The sequence below is a fragment of the Candidatus Zixiibacteriota bacterium genome, from assembly GCA_018820315.1.
Classification (GTDB): Bacteria; Zixibacteria; MSB-5A5; order JAABVY01; family JAHJOQ01; genus JAHJOQ01.
Genome location: JAHJOQ010000090.1, coordinates 16,026 through 40,623 on the forward strand (window position 1 = coordinate 16,026; position 24,598 = coordinate 40,623).

Genomic DNA, 24,598 nt, shown 5'->3' on the forward strand with positions numbered 1-24,598 from the left:
CCTGTTACTTTCTCAGAACATACCGGCTGTTGTCGAGGGTGACTCCCTGGAAAGTCTTGATCAGAGTGTCCTGCAGCTCTGACCAGAATAGCTGCAACGGAGCCCCTTTCTTATCGACATACAAACTCACTTTGATCTTGTCGTTCATCGCTTCGATGATCTGGAGAAAGGTAATCTCTGATTTCCTCTTTGCAAGCTGATAACCACCCGTTACCCCTTGATATGATTTCAAAAGTCCCTTGCCAGTAAGCTCCTTGAGTATCTTGGCCAGAAAGTCGCGCGGGATTGCCTCATTCTCCGCGATCTCCGATATGGAGCTTCGCTTTCCGTCCGGTTGATTTGCCATGTACGACATTGCTCGAAGAGCGTAATCTGCCTTGCGAGAAATCCTCATAATAATCCTCTCTTATCGTTCTCAGATACACCACTCTCATGAATGAGTTCGCGAAAGATGATTTCATGCGAATGATGCAGGACTCAATTAGTCTCCAAAGTAATGATCCTTTTTCAAAAAAGCAAGCATTTTATCCATTTACACCGATAACATGAAGTATTTGTTCCCGACAAAATATCGAAAAGCGAATTTATGGGTCTTATTCTGCATATGAAATCACACTTCTGTCCATCGAATATCATGTCGACATGAATACATCGCACAGAGAACGCACAGCTCTCACTTTGTCAAGATCAATGGCAATTGCGTGCTGCCGGCCTGATTCAGCACTTGACTTCGGGGACTTTTGCACTAAATTGAAGTGTAAACTTACATATCCTGGATTTATACATGCATGAGAATATGCCCGCTCGGCAAGAAACGGGACGCACGAAGGAGAATGTCCGAGTCGGCGCGAATCCCCAATAAATCAGTAGTCGGAGGTGACAAATGAGAGTGCGCACTTTACAACCTGTGGTGTCGGTGGCACTGATGCTTGCGCTTTGCGCGATCCTATCCATGCCTCTCTCCAATGCGGAAGCAGGCCAGCGCGACTGGTCCATTGTGGCGACGTACACCATACCAGAGGGGGCATCAGGGCTTGCCTGGGACGGTTCTTATCTTTATTGCGGCATCTATGGAGCCAACGGCAATCAGGTCTACCGGATAGACCCGTCGACCGGTGACTATACGCTTCTTACTACCGGACCTCAGGAGGATGCCTTCGGATTGACATTCGATGGAACGTATCTCTGGACAACAGATCATGCGGGCAGCAGTTCCGATCCGGCAGTCGCTCTGCAATTCAACATGAGCGGCGGACTGGTGTCACAGTTCAACCTGCCAGATCACTATATGTCCGGCATTGCTTACGACGGTGGCGATTTCTGGGTAGCCACATATTATCCTGACCCGGCGACTATCTACAAGGTCAATTCATCAGGCGTCGTACTCGATCAGTTCACTGCTCCCGACAATCAGCCGTGGGATTTCTGCATTGAGAATAGTAATCTATGGATGGCCGATTATTGGGGGGATGCACTCTACTTGATTGATCCATCAGATGGAAGTCTCATCGAATCGCACCCGAGTGATGGTGTCGATCCGGCTGGAATAGTGTGGGACGGACAGTATTTGTGGTACTGTGACAATGGTGCCGACTATGCCTTCGATTATCTCTACAAGGTCGATCTGTCCGGCAGCGGAACACCCGCGATCTCATTTCCCTACACACAGCATAACTATGGAATCGTGACGGTCGGATCGCCGGGGACCTGGAATGCGACGGTTGAAAATGTTGGCACCGACAACCTTGTCATCACCGGCGTCTCCTTCTCCGGCTCAGTGGATCTGTCTTGCACCTCCACGTTCCCATTAACTCTGCTGCCGACCGAACAGGCGCAGCTGCCGATTGTCTGGTCGCCTCTCGATTTTGGCGCACTTGACGCAATTGCAACCGTCGAATCGAACGATCCTATCAATCCGTCATCCGATCTTACTCTGACCGGCAATGCCGTATATCCCGGAGCTGATATCTATCTTGTGGAAACTCTGCACGACTATGGACAGGTGAGGCTCAACGCGAATACTCGATGGTTCATGGTCATCGAGAACCGTGGCGATGCTGTCCTGACGATTGACGATGTCTACTCTGATAACAGCCGCTTCATTGTAGACAAAGATCTTGAATTCCCGATTGATATTGCAGTGCTGTCGTCTGAGCAGATCGGTATCTGGTTTCGCCCCGATGCTGTGGGTGGATTCAGCGCGAGTTTGACGGTTAGCAGCAATGATCCCGATGAAAATCCGCAGGGCGTTTCAATCCAGGGAGAAGGCATCGACATACCGTATCCCTACGGCGCCGGCCTTTGGGAGTTCACAATCACAACCGACAACTATGATAACAGCGTCAAGGCGATTGCGCCGATTGAAGATATCAATGATGATGGCGTCCCAGATGTTATTATCTGCTCAGAAGATGACTACATCCGTTGTTTCAATGGCAACGCTCATGCCCATGGTGATGTTCTCTGGGAGCACTACATATATTCCGGATCAGTTTACTCGCAGGTAGGATTAGCGATAATGGATGATATCGACATGGATGGATTTGATGATGTTGTTGTCGGATCAGCCTGGGGTGGCAAGCTCATCCGAGCCTTGTCCGGTCTGACTGGTGAAGAAATCTGGACTCACTACACGAATGAGTACGGCGGCGGTGCATGGGTGTATCAGGTAGACTGCAGCTACGACTATAATGGCGATGACATAAGAGATGTGCTCGCATCGACAGGCGATGACGGTGACAACACCGGTCCCAGGCGTGTCTACTGTCTCGATGCACTAACGGGAGTTTCTATCTGGGAGTGCCCGACAAATGGTCCCGGATTCTCCGTGATCGGTGTGGAGGATTTCACGGGCGACGGTCAGCCGGATGTCGTCGCAGGCGCTTCAGTCAATTCCGAGACTGAAGCGAGAGTGTATGGAATCAATGGAGAGACCGGCGGTATAGAGTGGACATTTTCGCCGACTGGATCATCGGTCTGGGCGCTGGGGCAGGTCGATGACTTCACCGGCGATGGCAAGAAGGACATTGTGGCAGGCGATTTCAGCTTCACAACAGGCAATCTCTATGGGCTCGATGCTGCCGATGGCTCACAGGAATGGATTGAACCATCGGTCGGGTCTGTGATCAGGATCGAGATAATCGCTGACGCAAACGCTGACGGTCATCCTGACGTCATTCCGGCACATACTTCGCCAACAGCGAAGGTAGTCGACGGACAAACGGGCGAAGTGATCTGGAGCCATCCCATCGCAGACAAACCGTGGTGTCTGGATGTTTGTCCCGATATCAGCGGCGATGGCATCGAGGATCTGATGGTCGGCACTCTGTACTCGAGCAACTATTGCTATTTCCTCAACGGCAAAGATGGATCTGAGCTTGAGGCGGTGTATGTCGGCTCACCGGTTGATGGACTTGCAGCCATTCCGGACATTGTCGGCGACGGTTCTTGGGAAGTGGTCGTTGGCGACAGAGATGGTCATGTCTACTGCCTTTCGGGCGGAACTGAATCGCAAGTTGTTGTGTGTGGCGATGCTGATGGCTCGACCGCGATCGACATCGATGACGTTGTGTATCTGATAGCATACATTTTCGCGAGTGGTCCGGAACCGATCCCGCTTGTGTGCGTGGGTGATGCCGACGGTGCCGCAGGTGTTGATATTGATGACGTGGTCTACTTAATCACGTACATATTCGCCGGCGGTCCCGCACCGGTCTCGAATTGCTGCGGGTGAGCGGTTTCTTGGTGAAATCTCCGTCCTGACAGCGGCAGGATTCTGAGATTGATTGATGCCATCTTAAAGCTGGTTTTCGTCAGACTTGGCATGTCCTTGACGAAACGGGACGGATTTGCTACTAATATTTGGTATTCGCATCACTCAATTCGTGGAAACCAATATCAGATTGGGAGGACCAATCATGCCTCCGGTTAGAGCTGTATTCGCTGTGTCAGTTGCACTAGCGCTGTTTGTCCTGATGCCAGGATTGGCGCACGCTACGTTTTCGATAGTGGCAATCGATTCTGTAAGCGGCGCGGTCGGTGGAGCTGGGGCTTCATGCATAGACGGCTCGCATATCATCAACCGCATGGTCGAGGCCATCGGCTCGATACACACGCAGGCCTACTGGAACGGTGACAATCAGAGCAATGCCGATTCATTGCTGAGAGAAGGGTTGACTCCCGATTCGATTATAAGTTGGCTTGCCAATAATGACGCCCAGGGTAATCCGGCCATTCGCCAATACGGAGTTGTTACTCTCGCCGGTCCGGGAGCATCCGCCGGATATACCGGTTCCGGCTGCGCCGCCTATGCAGGTCATCGGATAGGACCAGGGTACGCAATTCAGGGGAATATCCTGCTCGGTCCGGAGATTCTCGATGACATGGAGACAGCGTTTCTGACGACACCGGGAGATATCGACGAAAGACTCATGGCTGCGCTCGCGGCTGCTGATGTTCCGGGCGCGGATACACGTTGCATGGATTGCGAGAAGCCCGCGATTTCAGCGTTCATAAGAGTGAAGCTGCCCGGCGATGGCATGACCTCATATCTGTACAAAGTCGTTTCCACTACGCCGTGCGAAGAAGACCCGATTCCGATTCTGCAAGCACAGTATGCCGAATGGCAGGCCGAACATGTTGCTGACGGCAATCTGTCCGGTGCGACTATCGCTCCGACACTCGTGCCGACAGAAGGTACACTGCTGCCGCAATTGACAATAAACGCACGCAACGATCTCGGTGATCCTATCGAAAAAGGTCTTTCCTTTGTGATCACAAACAGCGGCGGCGGTATTGTCGGCGAAGTCACGAATAGTGGTGGAGGAGAATATGCAGCCACAGTTGCTCCTCCTGCGATCGCGGGAAGTGACACATTCACGGTCTCAATCTATGGCGGTGGTGAACCGGTCGAATTGAGCGATCATCCAGTGATCGACTATTACTTGTGTGGTGATGCGGATTGGAGTGGTCAGCCGGACATCGATGACGTCGTTTATCTGATTCAGTTCATCTTTGCAGGAGGCGCACTGCCCGATCCGTATGAGGCGGGCGACGCAGACTGCACAGGTGAGATTGACATTGACGACGTTGTTTTTATGATTCAGTACATTTTTGGCGGCGGGCCAGCACCTTGCTCAGGGTGTTGAGTTTCTGAGTCACTTGACATGGAGCTTTGAGCGGATACTGCCGAACTTCTCACGCAGAATGGCGGCGGATTCGTCCACAGATGGACGAGGATCGTCCCATGCGAATACAGCCGCTTCCGTTTCCCCGAGTAGAGTTCTGATCCACGGTCGAAGAGAGAGGGAGCCTTCCTTGCGGTAATCCAGAAACGCATCGATATCTCTGCGCATGCTGACCCACTTCACTCCCGATCGATATTTGGGATTAAACTCATATGGAATACCTGTCTCGCGAGCATATGCAAGAAAAGCCAGATCGATCCCGCAGCGTGCCGCCAGGCCATCCCAGAGTCCCCAGCGGACGTTGACCTCAATGATTTTATAGATTCCATCGCGGGCGTCTTTCTTGAATTCGACACCGAAGAGTCCTCGGTAACCGAGAGGTGCAAGAAGATTATACGCCGCTTCGAACAACACCTCGTCATAAACGCTCTCAACGAAAGATGCACTGCCATAGTGAATCGGCGTCAAGCGCACTTTCCTGCCGGCGAATACGGCTTCCATCTCCGCGTTGGAATTGAAGTATCCGCAAACGTAATAAAGGCTGGCATCGTCACCCGGAATGAACTCCTGCAGAATGACCCTGGGGTCCACATCACTTACTTTGTCATACCACGACCTTAGCGCATCAGCATCTTCGGAGACAAATGCCTTGCGGATGCCGACTCGATCGACAATCTCCTGACGATACCATGAGGCTGAGTAGACCGGTTTCATGAGGGCAGGGGGGCCGACAAATTCGACTGCATCTCTAAATTCATCTCCGTTCTCGACGATCCTCGCGCGCGGTCCGGGAAGCTCGTATGTCGAGATGATGTCGGCGAGACCCGCCTTGCTTACGAGACTCTCGGCAATCCCGCACGATGGCATAAGACATTTGAAGTGTTGCTGCAGTGTTTCTCTGTTTCGAATCACCGGGAGTACTATCGCATCGCCGGTGCAATACAGAACTGCCGGTTCGCCGATGGTTTCAGAGAGTCTGAGCAAGGCATTGACCGTGTCGGTCTCGCTTCTGATGAAATGGGGAATGACAACCGGTGTAGCGTATCGAGATTTCATCCCTACTTCGTTACCGGAACCTGCGACGGCATGGACTTTGATTCCACGGCGTCCAAGGCTGCGAGCCACAGCTAATCCCGAGTATGACATAGTCGCTACTACCGCAGGTGGCAGCTTACTCGATGCAGTCATCGATCATCTCTCTTGCGAGCATATACGATGCAGATCTTACCTTCAAGAATCCGCGCTTTGACAAGCGCATGGTCCAGCCACCCGAGAAACAGCGTCGCCGGCATTCTCAGAAACCGTGGAAGAAAGAGGCTTCTGAGGATTTCCTCGGTGAATCCTCCGTAGTTCTCCATTCGCTCTATATCAAAGCGCTTTGTAACTTCATCGATTATCTCCTGACCGCAAGCATCCTCAAACGGGGAGCAGAAGCCATCGTCTTTAATCTGCCACGGCATCTGTGTGTGTTTCTTGCGCAGGATCTTGGTCTTAAAGAATAGGCTCAGCGTGCCGTAGAACTCCCTAAATTTCCGGCGGTATGTATACGGTGATGGCGTGGGGACAAGAGTCCAGAGAAACCGTTCGAGATACATTCCAATGCGGGCGCGCACAGAGGGATTCTCACTTCCCCAGACTCTTTCGCTCAGCAGGAAGTACCCGCCAGGTTTGAGACCCCTGTCAATCTGCTCGATCAGCCCCGAGATGTTCCTGATGTGATGGAGAGCATCCCATGCAGTCACGACATCATATTCAGCGATCTTCGTCTCAAAGCGATTGAGGTCAGCAACAACCCAGTTGATGCTGCCTGGTATAGTCTCTTCGAGTGTGCTCTGATATTCTCGCGCGACATTCTGTTCTTCGGCGCTTATGTCGACGGCATCGACGAGTTTGCCTGCCCGAGCTTCCTCGAGTGCCAGCCATCCCGCTCCGCAGCCGAGATCGAGAGCGCGATTACCGGAAGTGCTCTGTGTCTTGTTGATAAATCGAATTCGAGCGCGCCCGAATGGTGTCAGCGCATCCGCCTTTGGGTCCTGGAAATAATCACCCCAGCCGAGCTCAGCTCTCCTGACCCTGTATCGAGTGGCGCGCGTGAAGTCCATCGTCATTGGGATGCCGCCGTCCCAGCGGACTCGCGCCATCTTTCCCCAGAATTCGGCCTCTTTCCTGAGCTGCCAGTCGTAGCTGCTCTCCTGCTCAGGCGTCACCAGCTTGATATTGTTATCATTCACAGTTAGACTCCGGTTCGAATGGAAGGTCAATGGCTCGTTGGGCTGAGCCCTCTGATCACTCCGTAAGCTCTCGCCAGCAATGAGGCTTCGCGCGAGCTTGTCTCTGCATATCCGTTATGTGACGATCGGATAGCTTCCTGATACTTAATAATTTATCGGATAAAGCTTCATCCCATTACACCGATAAATAAAGTATACCGTCAAAATCCGGGCCGACTGCTCAGCATTTGAGCAAGTCCAACTAAGCGCATCAACTATCGAACGGCCATGATGGTGTATTTGACCTAACGGGGGATTGTGCGCGTGAGCCAACTCAAACTAATCGAGACTTTCAGCGATTTCATGAAGTTGGGAACTGCGTGGGACGAACTCCTCTGTCACTCGGAAGCCGACCACGCATTCATGAAGCATCGCTGGTTCGATCAGTGGATCAGAGCGTTTGAGGCTCAGGATTCTCTTACAATCGTAACTGCGTGGAGAGACGGGCAATTGGCCGGTGCATTGCCGCTTCACAGGAGGGACTTCAACTTCAGAGGCGTTCGAGCGCGCGGGTTGTCCTTTTTGTCGTCAGATTTTACCCCACGCTGCAACTTCATTTGTGTCGACAACGACTTAGTGATGGATCTGGGAGATGCGGCATTCTCGTTGCAGGACTGGGATATTATCTACATGGGGAATCTGGAAGAAGAGACCGCGGCTACGAACAAGTTTGTCAAGTTTCTCGGTGGCAAGGGGCAAAGATTCGATTCTCAGATTGTGGAAGGACTGCACTCGCCTTATCTGCTGACTGACGGGAGTTGGGATGATTACTGGAGCACGCTCCCGACAAAGACCAAGAGACATCTGGAAAGAATGTGCATAAGGAGACTCGACAAAGTTGATTCTTGCGAATTGGTGAAAATCGAGACCCCTCAGCAGTTCGAAGATTTCAAGCAGGCAATGTTTGACATTTCGGCAAAGAGCTGGAAAGCGGACAGTGGCGATCACCTGATCGCTGATACTCCTCAAGGAAGATTCTATTCAGAGTACACTCCGGTTGCGCTCGAAAGTGGTGATGTGTGTCTGTATGTTCTCAAGATAGAGGGTACTGCCGTTGGTTTCGAATATCATCTGAGCTGCAATGATAGACACTCGATGATTCGATGCGATTTTGACAGGGAATACAAATACTACACCCCCGGCAACGGTCTCAGAGTGCTCATTCTTAAGAGGATGTTCGAGCAGAAGAAAGCATGCGAATACGACATGGGCGGTGATGCCTATTCTTACAAACTGAAGTGGACGAGCAACATCAGAAAACACGTCAGCATCACGATCGGAAACAGCACGCCGCGTGGTGTGATCATAATGACCGCCAAGAACAAGATTCTTCCGAAATTGCGCTCCTATCGACGCCTTGTTCCATTCAACTAGAAGATTCTGTGGACATCTTCCGCGCACCGATTGAGATCGCCACGTCGCTTCGCTCCTCGCGATGACGATAATCCACTCTATCTAATCAGCTTGCTCATAGGCGGCGGACCGCCGGTGAACATGAAATCGTACAGATGCTGCGCGTCAGCCGTATTCACAGCGTCATCGCAATTGACATCGCCGAGATAGACAAACGGACACGGCGGACCGCAATTGTCGGCCGGGCTGTAGACATATCTCGCTAAGTGAGTCAGATCGAGCAGATCAATCAACCCGTCGTTGTTGATATCACCACGACCATAACCCGCCCATTGGTTTGCGAATCGCATCAGGTCGGTGATCTCGCCGACAGTTGCGCCTGTTGGGAATGCAAAAACAACGAATGCACCCTGTATAGTTTCATAACCGGCGAATGAGTGCTTATTCGCGGTCAGGATCATGCACATGTCATCGGGCGGCGAGCCTGGAGCAGCGTTTGGGCCATAGGCAATATTGTAAGGACCTGTTGCCTTCACGTACTCTATGAACAGGTGATGGAGGTAATCGGTAGGATACCACCAATCGAAATGGAACCCGTAGCCATTGTAAGCGCCTTTCGTGGCTGATCCAACTGGATAGACGAAACTGCCGCTCATCGGAAGGATGCCGTATCCTGCAATCTCGCCTGAGACTTCATTGTACTGCCACATCGCGCTGGCACTCAGGTCGCCGTAAACCTGTTCGTATCCTGCCGGGTCACCCGGCATATCCCAGTCAGCAAAGACTCCCCAATAGAGACTGTCCACAGGCGTTGAGTTCCGATTGCTGAAGTCGTAAGCAATTAACTTGAAGTTGTTGAAGTACTCCGTGCCGCTTTGAGAGAACGCTCCGTATTCCCTGTATACCATTCGCATTCCTATCGTAAGGGAATCGGAAGGATCGCCTGTAATATAGTCGTAGATTGAATCGATCACAGCAGCACTGAAGAAGTCACCATATATGTTGGTGCCATCGCAATACTCGTCAAGCATGATGTTGTCGTGGCTTGTGCACACTGTGTCTGGGAAGAGGTGGTTGTAACCCTCGCTGCACTCCTCAAGCCACGCCAGTCGGGTTGCGCTCAAACCCCACCAAAATGTTCCCAGATACAGCGGGTCAGCCATACCGTCAACTATGAAGGCATCGTCAATGTCGCCGTTGTCAAACCATCCGCCATTATTGGCATATTCCCAATCATCTCCGCCATATCCAAAATCGAGATAGAAGTCACAGAACGCATAGCCTACAATAGCTTCGATTACGATCCTTGCGTTAGCTTCGAGGCCACCGCATGACGGTAGAGACGAGGGGCATTCGTTGTAGTCTGGGTCATCTGTTGCAACAATGAGATAGAATAGACTCGAGCCGCGAAGCATATTCGGCACATCAAACTCGAGGATCGCGTCGTAGCATTCTGTCGCTGAAAGCATGCCTGTTGCCGAAGAGGCGAGTGTCACCCAGCTCGGTGGACCCGATAGGCTGAAGTCAGATTGCTTTACCTGCATTACGCGATCGGCATATTCAGATTTCAGAACTGAGTGATTCTGCATCCGCGCCTCTTTCCATCCCTGCATCGCATTGAAGTCATCAATTGTGTGCTGCACCATTTGATCGGTTGACTTATCGGCTCTCGCCTTAACTTGCGGGTCAATCGTTGTGACAAACGCAGTCGCCGGATAGTCAGCGTGAGCTTCGAGTAATAGACAGTATTCTAGCGGCGCGCATCCATAGTTGCAGAACACTTCCTCGACTGTTCGCTGCGTTCCAGCCGGATCGCTGAAGTCTAGCGGCGGATCGAGTACTACTCCGCCGGGGATGTCGAGCCTCGGGCGATCATCACCTATGGAATACATCGTCAGCCTTCCGCCGCCGGTGCCGCAGTCAGACCAGAGCTGTAGCTGTGCGATATACGGCGTGTCACCATACTTGGCGATAGCGGGGCCGAAACCGTAGCCAGTAAGTTCATATGTGAAGATGTGCGCTCCGGTGATAGCATTGTTACAGTTAAATGTTCCGTAAGGGGGTACACGCGTTCCCCAGAAGACTAACGGATCGCAGGTCAGCGCAGCGGCGTTGGTCATCTGTCCGCGGGTGACATCCCACCACGTGGCGTTGTTGTCCCAGTAGCTTCGACACCAGATACCGGCGTAGCGGCTGTCTTTGCTGGGTACTGCGCCGTGATACCAAAGCTCCGCTGCGTCAAAGACTGCCGCAGGGGCATAGAACGGCTGACCTGACAACCAGTATTGATCAGTTGCAGGCGTACCGTCGGCGGCGTCAATGGACATCGCATAGCTGTCAAATGAAGTATGATCTGCCATCGCCAGATTCGTGAATAGCCAATTCTTCGATTCGCTATAAGTTGCCCCGGCGGTTGTACCTTCATTCCAACCGAGAAGTCCTGAGAATCCGCCCTCGGGCCAGTCGGGATGCAATTCGAGGTCCGTGGCTCTCAATTTGTATACTGCTCCCACGGTCGCACCAGGGCCCGCATCGCCGCCATAGAGGCCTTCTGCACATCCAATGAACAGGTCGACACCGTCCGATGACGGTGAATTCCAGATCGGATTGCCGTGAGGGGTGTAGCGCCAGACGTCGGTGACACCGGTGAACTTGTCGAGCTTGTATATCGTGCCGCCATCTCCACCGAAGTAGATGAAGTCGCCAAGGATAACAGTCGGGCAGAAACGCATCTGACCAGCTGTACCTTCGAGGCCGGTGCCGAGAATCGGACTGCGATGCCAGATAACAGCTCCGGTAAACGCGTCAGCACACACCATCGATTCAAACGTACCGCCTCCGAAGTATATCAAGCCGTCTTGAACTGTCGGGCTGCTACGTACGGCACCGCCGATAATGCTCGAATACAGCGGATCAGCGGTCAACGTGCTCCATACCGAAACCGGACCGCCGGAGCCGTCCCCCTCAACCGTGAAACATTCGAGATGCACTCCGAATGAGGCATAGACGAGGCCATCTGCAATCGTCGGGTTCGCGAAATAGCAAAAATCATACGGCGACCAGTATTCCCAGATCTTCTGGAAACCGCAAAGATCACCGATTTCGATCTGACTATCACCAGTACGAGCGTAGTCGTGAGAGAGTGTCGGCCACTCACCCTCGTCTACACATGGATATGTTGGCGGGCATCCTACGAGGCAACATGTTCGAGCCTTCATAAGAAATGCGACGTCGAGGCTCCAATCCTCGATCATCGTATACCAGTTGCCATCCCACAGACCGCCTCTGCCGGTTTCAGTAGAGCCGTCGTCGGAAATGACAGCCAGAACGTCATCCGGATCATTTAGAATGGGATTGAACCCAAGATGGAATTCATCATAGATCCAAATGTGGTCGTCATAAATATCGATCATCTCATAATTCGGATACCAGTTCGTGATTTCCGGCACGGTGTAGACAGCGATTGTGTCCGTCGGGTAAGTCCCGTCGGTATTGAAGAGTATGAAGTCTGCGCCGGGATTACCGACCGATGCACCCCGATAGAATGCAATCCCGATCTCAGCTATTTCGCAGCAGTTCTGCCATAGCATTGTGAATCGCATATTGTAATAGGCATCGCCGTATTCGTCGGGTAGCACCCAGTAGTAGAAGGCGTCTCCGTTGTACTCCAATATGTAATTACATTCCGGCGGAGGAATGTCTTCCTCGCACACATACGCTTCGATAAGAAAGTCGTAATCGGTCCCCCAGTCATCGATCATCAGGCCCCAGTAACCGGACCAGAATTCAGAACTGCGATACTCGGCGTTGCCTGAACCATCGTCCGAAAGTACAGCCATTACGTTTCCAGCTGCCTGGTTGACCGTCGTATAGCCGACGTGGAAGTCCGTGTTCGGCGGGATGATAATGTCGTACGGCGTCAGGTCGACCTGAGTCTCGTCAGGATACCACAATATTTGAGAGGTGGGGATGTTTTCGGTAAGCAGAAGCTCTCCGGGAAATCCGTTTCCGTCATCCCACCAGATCATCAAGTCGATTCCTTCACCGGTGACATCGATCGAGCCTTCTTCATACAGACTAATTCCGGCAGTTCGGAGTTCGCGGGGCCAAATCATGTTGTTTGTAAATCTCTCGTTGAAGAAGTCATCGCTGTACTGATCGGGAATTGTCCAGTAATAAGCAGCGGCGTAATTACCGTACTTCAGCCATGAGCATGGTCCCGGGTCACCGAAACATAACTCAGCCTCAATTACGAAGTTGACATCGAGTCCCCAGTCATTCAGCATCGTCCCCCACACGCCGGTGTAGTGCTCCGATGACCTACCGGTCCCAGTTGTCCCTTCGTCAGACAGTAGGGCATAGACATCATCGGTTTGATTAACTGTTGTGAAGCCTATATGAAAATCTTCATCCATGAAAGTCAGATCGAAAGGAGTGAAGTCGACTGCAACTGCGTTAGGATACCAGGCCATTTCGGGGGCTGGGATATTGATCCGCGCAAGCTCGCCTCCGGGAAATCCGAAGCCGTCATCATGCCAGACTATGATATCAACACCATCCGGACTGACCACCGAACTGGCTGCGTCGTAGAAACCGAGGTAGACATTTGCCAGAGTTGCAATCTGACCACTCGGTGCCGTGAAACGCATGTTGAAGAAATCATCGTCGTACACATCGGGAATAGTCCAGAACCAGAACGGAGTACCGTCCCAGTACGAATAGGTGTCACAACCTGTGGGCGCGTGACTGAATGTGCCGCTGACAACCGCCTGCTGATCGGGCGTCGCTGTTTTGGTAAACTTCGGAGGCATCTCCGGAAGAGCTGAATTCAACTCGCCGGATGCCTTCGGAGCATCTGGTTGAGATTGTGGTATGCGTTTTGCATCGTTCGGATCTTTGACGGCAAATGATGCACTGCTCGATGCCAGAAAAAGCCCGACGAGCAGGACAGCCAGAGTTACATTCCTCGACATGACATGCCTCCCATGGATCAGTAGCTGTAAGTCAGCCGAGCAGGTGGCGGTTGGTCGCGACCGGAGATGTTGTTCTAGCCTTTTCTCGACCCTAAATTCCTATCTGCATTATGCAGATTATGTTTGAAAACAAATGCCTATAGACCAATATGTCGGTAGTCAGAGTACATAAACAATGTAGTCTCTGTTCTCCGGTTCGTCAAGGTAATTGTAGTCGGGAATTAGGACTCGGAAGTTAGAAGGTACCCCCTTCTCGGGGAATGTTGAAAAAGCCCAAGTTCTGTCATTACTAGCGGAGCATGGCAATCTCTATCATGACTGATTCCTATAGTTACCAATGAGATCACCACGTCACTTCGTTCCTCATGATGACGGAGAGCAGCCGATTTTTGTACAAGTGGACTTTTTCAACAAGCCCCTTGCTGGGGGTTCCTCTGGTGAATGAACTCACCCGACAGAATCCGTCAAAGGCGGATTCCGTCGGGTGGGGCACCATGCCTATTAGATAGTATTGGGTTGATTCTTTTCTGGAAGATTGGGACGTGCAATGGGCTGCTTGGGTTAGAAGTCAATCTGCGTACCTATCAAGAACGCATGTATTCCCACAGCAGAAGGAGAACCACACGCGACTTTCGCTCTGACCATTCTAATCTCTCCAACAACCCCGATTGCACTGGATAAGAATAAGACAAATCCGCCTGTGACAGCGAGGCCGAACTTGCCCTCACTTATCCAAATACTATTCCCGCGAGGAACGTCAAAAGCACCGGCTCCCACTCCAACATACAACACTGTGTTCTCTCTTGAATGCTGTATCATGCAAGACGCGACATAGTAGTTTCCTTTTCCAGCTGTTAAGCTTGGAAGCCATGTGGCTTCACGCACGAAGACACCTGAATGAGTCGCACAGTCGAGCTGAAATGCAAATAGGCCACCTGTTCGATAACCAATACCATAACCCCAGCCTCCTCTGCTTTTCATGTACGTTGTTGGTGCACGGTCGAACGCTACACAGTCTTGTGTCCAGTTCAAGCTGGAATAAAACCCATGGATGTATCCGCCCTTGTGCGTGCCTGCCCGCAAGTCGTCAGCCCCCACAGCTCCGAAGGTTGAAGCGAGTAGTAACGTAGCAAACACGTGCCTCCACAAACCGAAATTTATCATCACTCTCTCCCGCATAACGGTCGATTATTCGATGCCTGTATCCAAGGAAAGCCGAGAGGTATACTTTGTCAAGGAGTTTCAGGAGACTTGACTCAGATTGGATATTTGTCTGCTATGTCAGGAGCCTGCCCATGGCTTCTGCCAGCTTAGCCACACCGGCATCTAAACGTTCTGATTCACCGCCGAAACCGATCCTGATATGAGACGGTTCGCCGAAGAATCTTCCCGGTACTACATAGATGTTATGCCGGGATGCGAGCTCATCAACGAATGAATCAGTATTGTTGAGGGATCTGATTCGAGGGAAGTATATGCAGCCGAATTCAGGAATCGCTCCCGAGAGAAGCCCCTCATCAATCAGCGGACCGAGGTGAGTCGTGAGCAATTCGCGATTCTTCGCTACATGCCCGATTGACCGATCCCGATATTCGTCGAGATTGTCGACGACAACAGATGCGATGCCGTCGTTGACTTTCGATCCGGAGCCTTCAACGATGACCTGCAGATTCCTCACTTTCGAGGCGACTTCCGACTGGGCAACGATCCAACCGGTGTGGATCGATCCAAGTCCGTAGACTTTGGTCAGGCCATCGAGTGATACAAAGCAGTCGTTTAGTGACACAGCATGTTTGCACTCGCGAGGTCCGAGGTCGTGATAAATCTCATCGACAACAATTGTAATCTTCGGGCTGACGCTTTGAGCCAAAGAAGCGATGTCGCGCAGATCATCATCTGACATCAATGAGCCGCTTGGATTGTGAAGATTGCTTAGTATGAGCAATTTGCTGTTTGGCTTGAGGACACTCTCAAGATCATCTGCATCGATGCGAAATTCTGGAGGCCTTCGTCTAATCGAATCGATTTCACATCCGATGAAATCTGGCGCGGCAACGAGTGGCTCATACGCGGGTGATTCAATTACCACATGATCGCCGGCTAACAGCAGCGCGCCGCAGAGTATATAGATGGCATTTGAGACGCCATTCGTTGTCACAATCCTGTCAGCAGCGATCTCATATCTTGCGGCGATGCTCTCAATCAGAGGAACATGCCCCCATGCATTGGACATTCGAAGGTGATCGCTAATGTCATTCCGGCAGAACCTGTCGATATCTCTCCTCAACATCTCAGTCGGTTCATCGACAGAGCTCGACATTAGGAAGTGAATGCCCGGTTTGCAAAGCAATCTGACTTCGATGTCTTTGTACCATGTCAAATAGTCTATCAGCATAGTCGTGTAATAAAATGAAAACGTGCCTGCAATCAATAAAAGATTGCCCGGTGGATTGCACGACCCTTGCCGAAATCACTCCATCCACAGACCTAATATGGAAGTGTGAGCAAAGTCCGTAAGCTGCTACAGGAATATGGATTGTGATAGTCTATGACACCAGAATTCTATTGTGATACAGGATGCTTATACTTATACTTATTCTACCTGGGGCGTCAGAATCACTTCGGGAGGTGAGCCTTGAAGCTGTTCTTAACACTAATTGTTTTCTTGATTCTTGGTTCAGTGACGTCATTTGCTTCTGATGATGCGAGCAATTCCGATGCGATCAAGCCGTCCAAGGCTTGTTTTGTCGATCTTGATGGTGATGGAATAAATGACAACGCTCGCGATATGGACGATGACGGTATTCCTGATACATTCGGGGCTGAGGCCTCAGCGATTCCGTCAGAAACTGAAGGCATGTTCGCTCCCAGCATCAGCATAGACTGGAACGCGAGCGGTTTCGGGGCGGGGCAGGCAGAAGTCGAAACGAAGGAAGCAAATTCCGGGAAGTTCAGCGCGATAAGATTCTCTGCGCGTGATCTCGGTGCGTGCCGTGGTGGCCTGAAGGCTGGCGATGGCTTGGGGATTGGTGAAAGTGGCGGCGTAAATGCCGGAGGCGGTGGCATGGTTTGCGAAGGCGGAGTCTGCCGACCGCGATAGAGGAGAGAGTAGTTGCATCTGGTTTGTAGATCCCTCTTTGGACTGGCATTAGGTTGCGTCATGTCGGTGACCGCCCTCGCCGATGTCGGTTTTGATTTTAGCTGCACGCATATAGATGCAGGCAATCTCTTTAATGATTCCACCGACATAACCGATGCTTACACGACTGCCAGTTCCACAATATTCTACTATCCGCATCCGAAGACCGAAATTACGTTCAACAATAACTACGCATACTATCGAGATCGCCTGTATCTCGGCTATTTTTCAAGTGGTGGTGGAGTCACATATATTCCCACATCCGAAGGAGCGAAGTTTCAGCTTTATTCCTCTGGGAGCTTCACCGGCATGCTGTATCGCAAAGGCATGTCTGATTTTGATAATAACACCTTTGATCTCTCTGTATCAATAGGCTACAAGATTGATGAGTCGGTGCGAATACGGCAGGGGCTGTCGTACAAGTCGACCGCCTACACGAAGTCAGAATCGAGCGATCAGGAGAGCTTTGAGATGTCTTTTGGCGGTAACTTCCGGTTGCTCGGCTCCAACGTGGTGGATCTTGAATTGGGCTACGCTTTCGCGAACTTTGATTTCATTTACCCGACTGATGCGGTCTTCCCAAAACTCGGACTGCCTGCGAGAATTACACCCGATGGGCGATTCTATGGGTTTACTGACGGGCAAATGAAATCGGTGTACTTCTCGCCCCGGTATTCGCGGCCAATCGGGCCAAAGACTGGACTAGCGATCACATACACATATCGCGAGTTCTTCAACACAGAGGATGCGGTTTTGCTCGGCATAACATCGGGTGATATTTCTGCTGAGAATCTTTCCCCGTGGTCATCTGTATGGCAGGGGAGAGCAGTTACCCTCATGCTGAAGACTTATGTATTTCCGAAGATGATTGTCTCGGCCGGAGTCGGCTATTGGAATAAAGTCTTCTTAAGGACGTACTACGGCGAAGATGGCATCGACTACTTTTTCCAGGTTACCGATCGCCATGACGACAAGTCCAAGTTTTACATCAGCATTCAGGACCCGATCCTCATGGAATCGGGTGTTCTGGTGGAAACGACAATATCGGCCGATTACACCAATAATACGTCCTCGAAACCGCTCTACGATTACTCAGGATTGTCAGTATCGATTGGTTTCAGGGTTCACATGTAGGGCGTCACTTTTTCGTGACCCGAAACTGAGAGTTGATGCTGGCTGGATATCGCAGAAAATGCGACGGAATAACCGATTAGAATGCAATTGAAATTCGGCGGCTGAGCGCTCGGAAACCGATTTTGTTGTTGATTTATAACGGAAATTGTCTATATTATTACACCCTGCACGGATGTTTTATTGTACTTGTTATTGGAGGAACATCATCATGATTTTTGGCCGAGGTGGCGCCATGCTGCTTCTTGGGGCATTTGCGCTTGTGATGCTTTTCTCGATCTCTGCGGAAGCTGAGAATTACAGCCCCTCGGGCGAGCCGGAAAGGGCTCTTGAATTACCGATCAATCCGCCGTCTCTTTCGAGTTCATCTACAACCTATGATGGGCATTTGCGACTATATATCGTCGAACCATCTTCAAGATGGAGAAGCACCAGAGAGGAGTTCGGCCGGCCGTACTTTCATTATGGTCTTCTTGACTATGCATATAACGCAGATTTCTCCATCACTGAAAGCTCGACATTCGATCAGACTATTACGTGGGATGCCTCTGTCGCTGGATGGGGAGATGCACAGGAAGGCAACATAATGGTAATTGCCGTTGTCTTCAATCTCGTCTACACCATAGGCTACGCGAATCCGCCATCGGGAAATCCTTTCATTTGCTATCCCGCAGATGCCGCAGCGGGTGCCAGGCCGGGAGAGACTGGCGCTAACGTTGCTGTCGGCGATTTCACTCACACCGTCTTCGCTGAGGAGGCAACACAGACCCCATGTACTTATTGCCCATACGCATTGTTTGCATTGGACTCAATAGATAAGTCGCTGGATTACCCCTTTTTCTATGTCGCTTTGGTCGAAGACAAAACCTCTGTTGCTCACAACAGGTGTGTTAACGATTTCAATACTGTCGGTTACCCGTCTCTCTTCTTTGATGGGGGAGATAGCGTCGTGGTTGGCGCTCTCAACGGTTATCAGGCCATCTACCGCGAGAAGATTGAAGCCTGCGGGCAGCGAGAGGTAACAGGTTTACTGCTGAACATCGATGTTGAGTGGGTCGGTGACGATGTAGTATCGACTCATGTGACGATTGCTTTGGGCGATCCTACGAACCAGGCGCCGGTGTGTTCGTCGGCCCCAGTCGGGGCTGACACGGTTCTTAATGCGCTGAGTTACACTTACTCGGCCACCGCTACGGATCCCGAAGGGCAGCAGGTCTACTACAAGTGGGATTTTGGTGACGGTGTGACAGATTGGATCGGCCCCTTTGCATCTGGAGAGCCCGCGGAGCAGGAACATTCATGGTCTGTTGCGGGTGACTATATCGTAAAGGTGAAATCCAAAGACCAGTGGGGAGAAGAATCTGGCTGGTCTGGTGGTATTACTGTGTCAGCGTTTTACTGTGGCGACGCAGATGGTCAGAATCAAATCGACCTTGATGATGTTGTCTATCTGATTGCGTACATATTCACGGGCGGTCCGGCACCCGTTCCCCTTATCGCTGGGGACGCAGACTGTGTGAATGCAATCGATTTGGATGATGTGGTATATCTGATTGCCTACATCTTCACGGGCGGCCCTGCTCCGTGCATTTACTGTCCGTGACGGTTGGGTTTGTAGATTGACTTTTTCTTGCTGCATCGACAGTTATACGCAGCGTGACAATACAGGATGCACGTCGTACTTGCTCGTTTGGATATTAGAAGTATATGAATAACATGTTTCTTTCAGAAACCAGAGGAGGTAATCGCATGAAACGCCGCTACGGAGTCATCGGGATCTCTGTGGGAGCACTCCTAACCACAATGCTCTTGCTGTCATCGGCACTCGCTGCCGACAATTTCTGCCCTCGGCCCGGACCAGAGAGAGTAGTTGACATTACCGAAGAACCGGCCATGAAGTCGGGAGATCGGGCAGCATATAATGGTACCCTTCGGTTGGTCATTACCGAGCCGAATTCACGCTGGTACAATACGAAGTTTCACAGACCGCAGTACCATTTCGGTTTCATCGACTGGGCTCTCATCCAGAATGTCGATTTGCCTACCGAGGCAGACACATTTGAAACGACGATTCAATGGGACGCATCTGACAATGGATGGACCGGGATAAGGTTCGACAATGTCGCGGTAGTGGCCGGGCTCTATGATGCTGATTGGGTGTGGAGATACTCCTATCCGCCTTCCAGCAATCCATTCCAGGCGCACTTCGTTGAAGCCTCCACACATGCCATGCCGGGAGAAATGAAATCCAACTTCGCGACCTGCGACTACACACACAATGTTCTTGGCGAAGAAGGCACAGGCACCTGGTGCCCATATTGTGTCTATCAGATAGACGCCCTGCATGCTATCTCGCAAGCAGGCGATTTGCCGTTCCATTATGTCGCACTCATCCAGGATAAAGTGGCTGCTGCGGACAGCCGTTGCTCAAGCGATTACAATATTTACGGATACCCGACCTCTTGGTTCGACGGTGGTTATCAGGTTCTCGTTGGTGGATGGACCGGGATGGAGCCGGACCTAAGAGCAGATATTGCCACTTGTGGAAATCACATTGTACAGAATCTGAAACTTGAATTAGATGTTTCCTGGACTGACCCTGATCTCGTGACAGCCCATGTGATAGTCACTCAGGGTCTTAATATGAATCTGGAGCCTGCGGTTCCCGGCGCTCCCAGTTGCCCGGCGACGGGCGATCAGTACACGCCAGTGACTATCACTGTCACCACCACAGATCCTGAAGTCGATGATGTCTATTACCAATTTGACTGCAGCGGAGATATCTCCGGTTGGGAAGGGCCGTTCCATTCAGGGGAACCGGCTGACTTTGAGTATTCTTTCTCCACCGGTGGTGACAACACGGTCATGGTGAGAGCAAAAGACAATTGGGGTTGTGAAACTGCATGGTCTCCGGCAGCCGATATCTATATTAATCCCAATCTCGCACCGTCGACGCCCGACGCAGTCTCAGGCTCTGACTCTATAGTCGTTGACAGGAGCTTCACGTATTCCACCAGCACGACCGATCCTGAAGGTGATCAAGTATATTACATGTGGGATTGCGGTGATGGTGTGTCTGGCTGGCTTGGCCCATACGACTCGGGCGAGCAGATGAATTATGATCATAGTTGGGCGACCGCTGGCGATTACAGCGTGATTGTCAAATCCAAGGATGAATGGGACAACGAGTCCGCCTGGTCCGAAGCTGTCACAGTATCTGTCTTTGTCTGCGGTGACGCTGACCTGAACGGTTCGGTCGACATTGACGATGCCGTTGCATTGATATGTGTGATATTTTCGGGTTGTCCGCTCCCACCGACAGTAGTCGTTGATTCCGACTGTACGGGAGCTCCTGATATCGATGATGTCGTGTACCTGATAACGTACATCTTCGCTCAGGGACCTGCGCCTTGTGAAGGGTGCTGATTGAGCCTTGACAGTATTGATTTGAATATAGACTGAAATGAGTAAGCCGGGAATCGTCTGAGACGGTTCCCAGCTTACGTTTGTGGTGCGCCGTTCTCCGAATTCAATCACGATTATAGCATCATCCGCTCAAGAATCCCACTTCCCATATAGTGTCCTGTACATGATTTTGATCTGGACAATATGGATATAAGTGATCCGTCACAATATTCCCGGCAATGGCTTCTATAAACGCTTGACAAAGATGGCGTTTGGTAATTACTTAGTGCAAATCGTATTTGGGAGGTGACACGCATCTCTCTGAGCAAGATAGTGGGAACTTACTATGTATTTGATTGTGAAATTATTAACAATCTATGTCGATAGAAGAGAATAAGAGTGTTCGTTCGGTTACAGCCGAGCGCATAGAGCAAGGAGAAGGAAATGGCAGAATTCGAACCGGCTGAAAGCCAAATCGCGGCCGATACTCTGGTCGTTGGAGGCGGAATATCCGGAATGACTACCGCCATTGAGACGGCTGAAGTCGGCAAGCATGTTATTCTTGCCGAGAAGCTCCCGTCACTAGGCGGCAGAGTGGCATCGATGACTCAGTATTTTCCAAAGCTCTGCCCACCGACGTGTGGCGTGGAGATTAATCTGAAGAGGATCAGGCTGAATCCGTATATCCGTGTGCTTACACTTGCGGAGATAGAGAATGTGAGTGGTTCGCCCGGAGCTTATGAAGTCACCATCAAACTCAGCCCGCGTTTTGTGAACACAAAGTGCACGGCTTGCGGTGAGTGCGAGAAAGTCTGTGAGATTGAACGCGACAATGACTTCAACTACGGCATGGACAAAACCAAAGCCATCTACTTGCCTCACATGATGGCATATCCACAGCGCTATGTTGTTGACCCGCAGTTCGCGGCCGACGAGCGGATGAAGAAGTGCGTGGATGCGTGCGAATATGGCGCGATAGATTTTGACATGCAGCCGAAGACAATCACCGCGAAGGTTAAGGCTGTCGTATGGGCAACTGGCTGGAGACCATACGATGCTGCGAAGATAGAGAATCTTGGATTCGGCAAATTTCCGAATGTTATTACGAATGTGATGATGGAGAGAGTAGCCTCTGAAAGCGGGCCATATCAGGGCAAGATTCATCGTCCTTCGGACAAGAAGGAAGTCACGAGGATCGGGTTCGTTCAATGTGCCGGATCGCGCGATGAGAATCATCTGCCGTACTGCTCAGGCATTTGCTGTATGGCTTCAATGAAACAGGCCACGTACATAAGAGAACAGTATCCGGACGCTGAAATACACATGTTCTACATAGATGTCAGATCTCCCGGACGTCTTGAAGATTTCTATGTCGCACGGCAGGCAGACGAAAAGATTCACTTCCACCGAGGGAAGGTTGCTCGAATCACCGAAGCAGCCGGCTCCAACAATCTGATCCTTGAAGCGGAAAACACTCTGACCGGTGAGATAACCAAGACCGAAGTTGACATGGCTGTCCTGGCAACCGGCATGGTACCGAATACGGCCGACAGTCCTCCGCCTCTCGACACGCAGCTTGACGAGTTCGGCTTCATAGTGGAAGACTTGAAAAAGGGAGTTGTCGGCGCTGGATGCACGATGAGACCGTTTGACGTCTCGGCATCGATCCAGGACGCGACTGGAGCTGCCCTCAAGGCAATCAACATCGGACTGGGGAGGTAGAGCGATGGAAGCTAAAGTAGGTTGCTATATATGCAAAGGCTGCGATATCGGAAAATCGCTCGATATCGACAAGTTGATTGAGACTGCGGGAGAACTGAAGCCTGCTGTCTGTAAATCGCATGATCTCCTCTGCAGCGCCGAAGGCGTTGAGATGATCAGGAAAGATATCGAATCTGACGGGCTCAACAGAGTCTGCGTCTGCGCATGTTCGAATCGAGTATTTCCTGAGTTGTTCGATTTCGGGACGGATATCTTCACAGACAGAGCCAACCTGCGCGAATGGGTTGTCTGGACTCATCCAGCTAACGATGAAGATACTCAGATGCTCGCGGAAGACTATATTCGTATGAGCATCACGAAGGTGCAGAAAGGTGAACCGCCTGTTCCTTTCACCGAAGAGACAAGCAGAGACATCATGGTGATTGGCGGCGGAATGTCCGGGATGACCTCGGCGAAAGCAGCCGCTGATGCTGGCTATAAGGTGACTCTTGTCGAGAAGGAGGATCATCTCGGAGGCTGGGCGACCAAGTTCACCAAGGTGTTCCCGAAGCGACCACCCTACAAAGAGCTGGAGGGCACCGGCGTGGAGGATCTGATCGGTCAGGTCGAAAGCCACGAGAACATCACCATTCACAAATCGACCGTTGTCAAGAAGACAGATGGCCAACCCGGCAAATTCATGGTGACGTTGACAAGCAACGGTTCGACGAGTGAGTTGCAGGTTGGGTCGATAGTTCTTTCTGCAGGATGGAGACCGTACGACGCCTCGAAGCTGACTCATCTCGGATACGGATCGACCCCCGATGTCATAACGAACATTCAGATGGAAGAGATGGTCCTGAATGGCGAACTGAAACGGCCATCGAACGGCAGGCCGATCGAGAGCATTGCATTTATTCAGTGCGCTGGATCTCGGGATCAGGATCACCTTCCCTATTGCTCGGCAGTTTGTTGCCGCGTTTCGCTGAAGCAGGCTATGTACGTTAGAGAGAAGTATCCCGACGCCAAGATATATATCATCTATAAGGATGTGCGGACTCCGCAGCAATTCGAACTCTTCTACGCAAACGTTCAGAACGACAATGGTGTCTTCCTAACCAAGGGAGAAATTGCGAGTGTTTCGAACGGTTCCGGCGGACTGAAGATAGACGTCACAGATACGTTATTCGGTGAAGACATTCAAGTGCAGGCCGACATGGTCGTGCTCGCGACCGGCATGGTACCGGCCACGAAAGTCGAAGATATCCAGGCTCCGGCAGAAGGTGAGGTGTCTGGAGCTGACGCCGACGGCGAGAAGAAGGCTGCAGAAGCTGCCGAACCGGGAGCGAAGATCATAAACCTGACCTATCGCCAGGGTACGGACCTCCCGACACTGAAATACGGTTATACGGATTCGCACTTCATTTGCTTCCCGTATGA

General features: G+C 51.3%; 15 protein-coding genes. 9 read left to right on the forward strand and 6 right to left on the reverse strand.

What is annotated here, in order from left to right; genetic code table 11:
* Positions 1 to 4: 4 nt before the first annotated feature.
* The gene (locus KKH67_08575; GenBank protein MBU1319237.1) at positions 5 to 394 is read right to left on the reverse strand and encodes an Rrf2 family transcriptional regulator; all 390 of its coding nucleotides are present in this window, start codon (positions 392 to 394) and stop codon (positions 5 to 7) included.
* Between the two features lie 489 nt (positions 395 to 883).
* Here KKH67_08575 and KKH67_08580 point away from each other — a divergent pair, with 489 nt between their 5' ends.
* Positions 884 to 3,733, forward strand: coding sequence for a choice-of-anchor D domain-containing protein (locus tag KKH67_08580; protein ID MBU1319238.1), 2,850 nt, complete (start codon positions 884 to 886; stop codon positions 3,731 to 3,733).
* 184 nt (positions 3,734 to 3,917) lie between these two features.
* Positions 3,918 to 5,147 (forward strand): DUF1028 domain-containing protein, encoded by a 1,230-nt coding sequence (locus tag KKH67_08585; protein MBU1319239.1) that lies wholly within the window; start codon positions 3,918 to 3,920, stop codon positions 5,145 to 5,147.
* Between the two features lie 9 nt (positions 5,148 to 5,156).
* On the opposite strand, the gene KKH67_08590 is transcribed toward KKH67_08585, so the two are convergent.
* Positions 5,157 to 6,374 (reverse strand): hypothetical protein, encoded by a 1,218-nt coding sequence (locus KKH67_08590; protein ID MBU1319240.1) that lies wholly within the window; start codon positions 6,372 to 6,374, stop codon positions 5,157 to 5,159.
* The gene (locus tag KKH67_08595; GenBank protein ID MBU1319241.1) at positions 6,371 to 7,417 is read right to left on the reverse strand and encodes a class I SAM-dependent methyltransferase; all 1,047 of its coding nucleotides are present in this window, start codon (positions 7,415 to 7,417) and stop codon (positions 6,371 to 6,373) included. The genes KKH67_08590 and KKH67_08595 overlap by 4 nt, the downstream gene beginning before the upstream one ends.
* Before the next feature lie 303 nt (positions 7,418 to 7,720).
* On the opposite strand from KKH67_08595, the gene KKH67_08600 reads away from it, so the two are divergent.
* Entirely contained in the window at positions 7,721 to 8,830 is a 1,110-nt protein-coding gene (locus tag KKH67_08600; protein MBU1319242.1) for a GNAT family N-acetyltransferase, read from the forward strand.
* 77 nt (positions 8,831 to 8,907) lie between these two features.
* On the opposite strand, the gene KKH67_08605 is transcribed toward KKH67_08600, so the two are convergent.
* From KKH67_08605 to KKH67_08615, 3 genes are all read right to left on the reverse strand, one after another.
* Positions 8,908 to 13,782, reverse strand: coding sequence for a hypothetical protein (locus tag KKH67_08605; protein ID MBU1319243.1), 4,875 nt, complete (start codon positions 13,780 to 13,782; stop codon positions 8,908 to 8,910).
* Positions 13,783 to 14,343: 561 nt separating this feature from the next.
* Positions 14,344 to 14,946 (reverse strand): hypothetical protein, encoded by a 603-nt coding sequence (locus tag KKH67_08610; protein ID MBU1319244.1) that lies wholly within the window; start codon positions 14,944 to 14,946, stop codon positions 14,344 to 14,346.
* A 112-nt stretch (positions 14,947 to 15,058) separates the two neighbouring features.
* Positions 15,059 to 16,177, reverse strand: coding sequence for a pyridoxal phosphate-dependent aminotransferase (locus KKH67_08615; GenBank protein MBU1319245.1), 1,119 nt, complete (start codon positions 16,175 to 16,177; stop codon positions 15,059 to 15,061).
* Positions 16,178 to 16,417: 240 nt separating this feature from the next.
* Here KKH67_08615 and KKH67_08620 point away from each other — a divergent pair, with 240 nt between their 5' ends.
* The 6 genes from KKH67_08620 to KKH67_08645 all read left to right on the forward strand — a co-directional run.
* Entirely contained in the window at positions 16,418 to 16,882 is a 465-nt protein-coding gene (locus KKH67_08620; GenBank protein MBU1319246.1) for a hypothetical protein, read from the forward strand.
* Positions 16,883 to 16,942: 60 nt separating this feature from the next.
* Positions 16,943 to 18,055: a hypothetical protein gene (locus KKH67_08625; GenBank protein MBU1319247.1), complete on the forward strand. Its 1,113-nt coding sequence runs from the start codon at positions 16,943 to 16,945 to the stop codon at positions 18,053 to 18,055.
* Between the two features lie 208 nt (positions 18,056 to 18,263).
* A complete protein-coding gene (locus tag KKH67_08630) occupies positions 18,264 to 19,655 on the forward strand; it encodes a PKD domain-containing protein (GenBank protein MBU1319248.1) in 1,392 nt (463 codons plus the stop codon).
* A gap of 146 nt (positions 19,656 to 19,801) precedes the next feature.
* On the forward strand, positions 19,802 to 21,478 hold the full coding sequence (locus KKH67_08635; protein ID MBU1319249.1) for a PKD domain-containing protein: 1,677 nt from the start codon (positions 19,802 to 19,804) through the stop codon (positions 21,476 to 21,478).
* Positions 21,479 to 21,901: 423 nt separating this feature from the next.
* Positions 21,902 to 23,179, forward strand: coding sequence for a CoB--CoM heterodisulfide reductase iron-sulfur subunit A family protein (locus tag KKH67_08640; GenBank protein MBU1319250.1), 1,278 nt, complete (start codon positions 21,902 to 21,904; stop codon positions 23,177 to 23,179).
* 4 nt (positions 23,180 to 23,183) lie between these two features.
* A partial coding sequence (locus tag KKH67_08645; protein MBU1319251.1) for an FAD-dependent oxidoreductase occupies positions 23,184 to 24,598 on the forward strand: 1,415 nt, incomplete at its 3' end.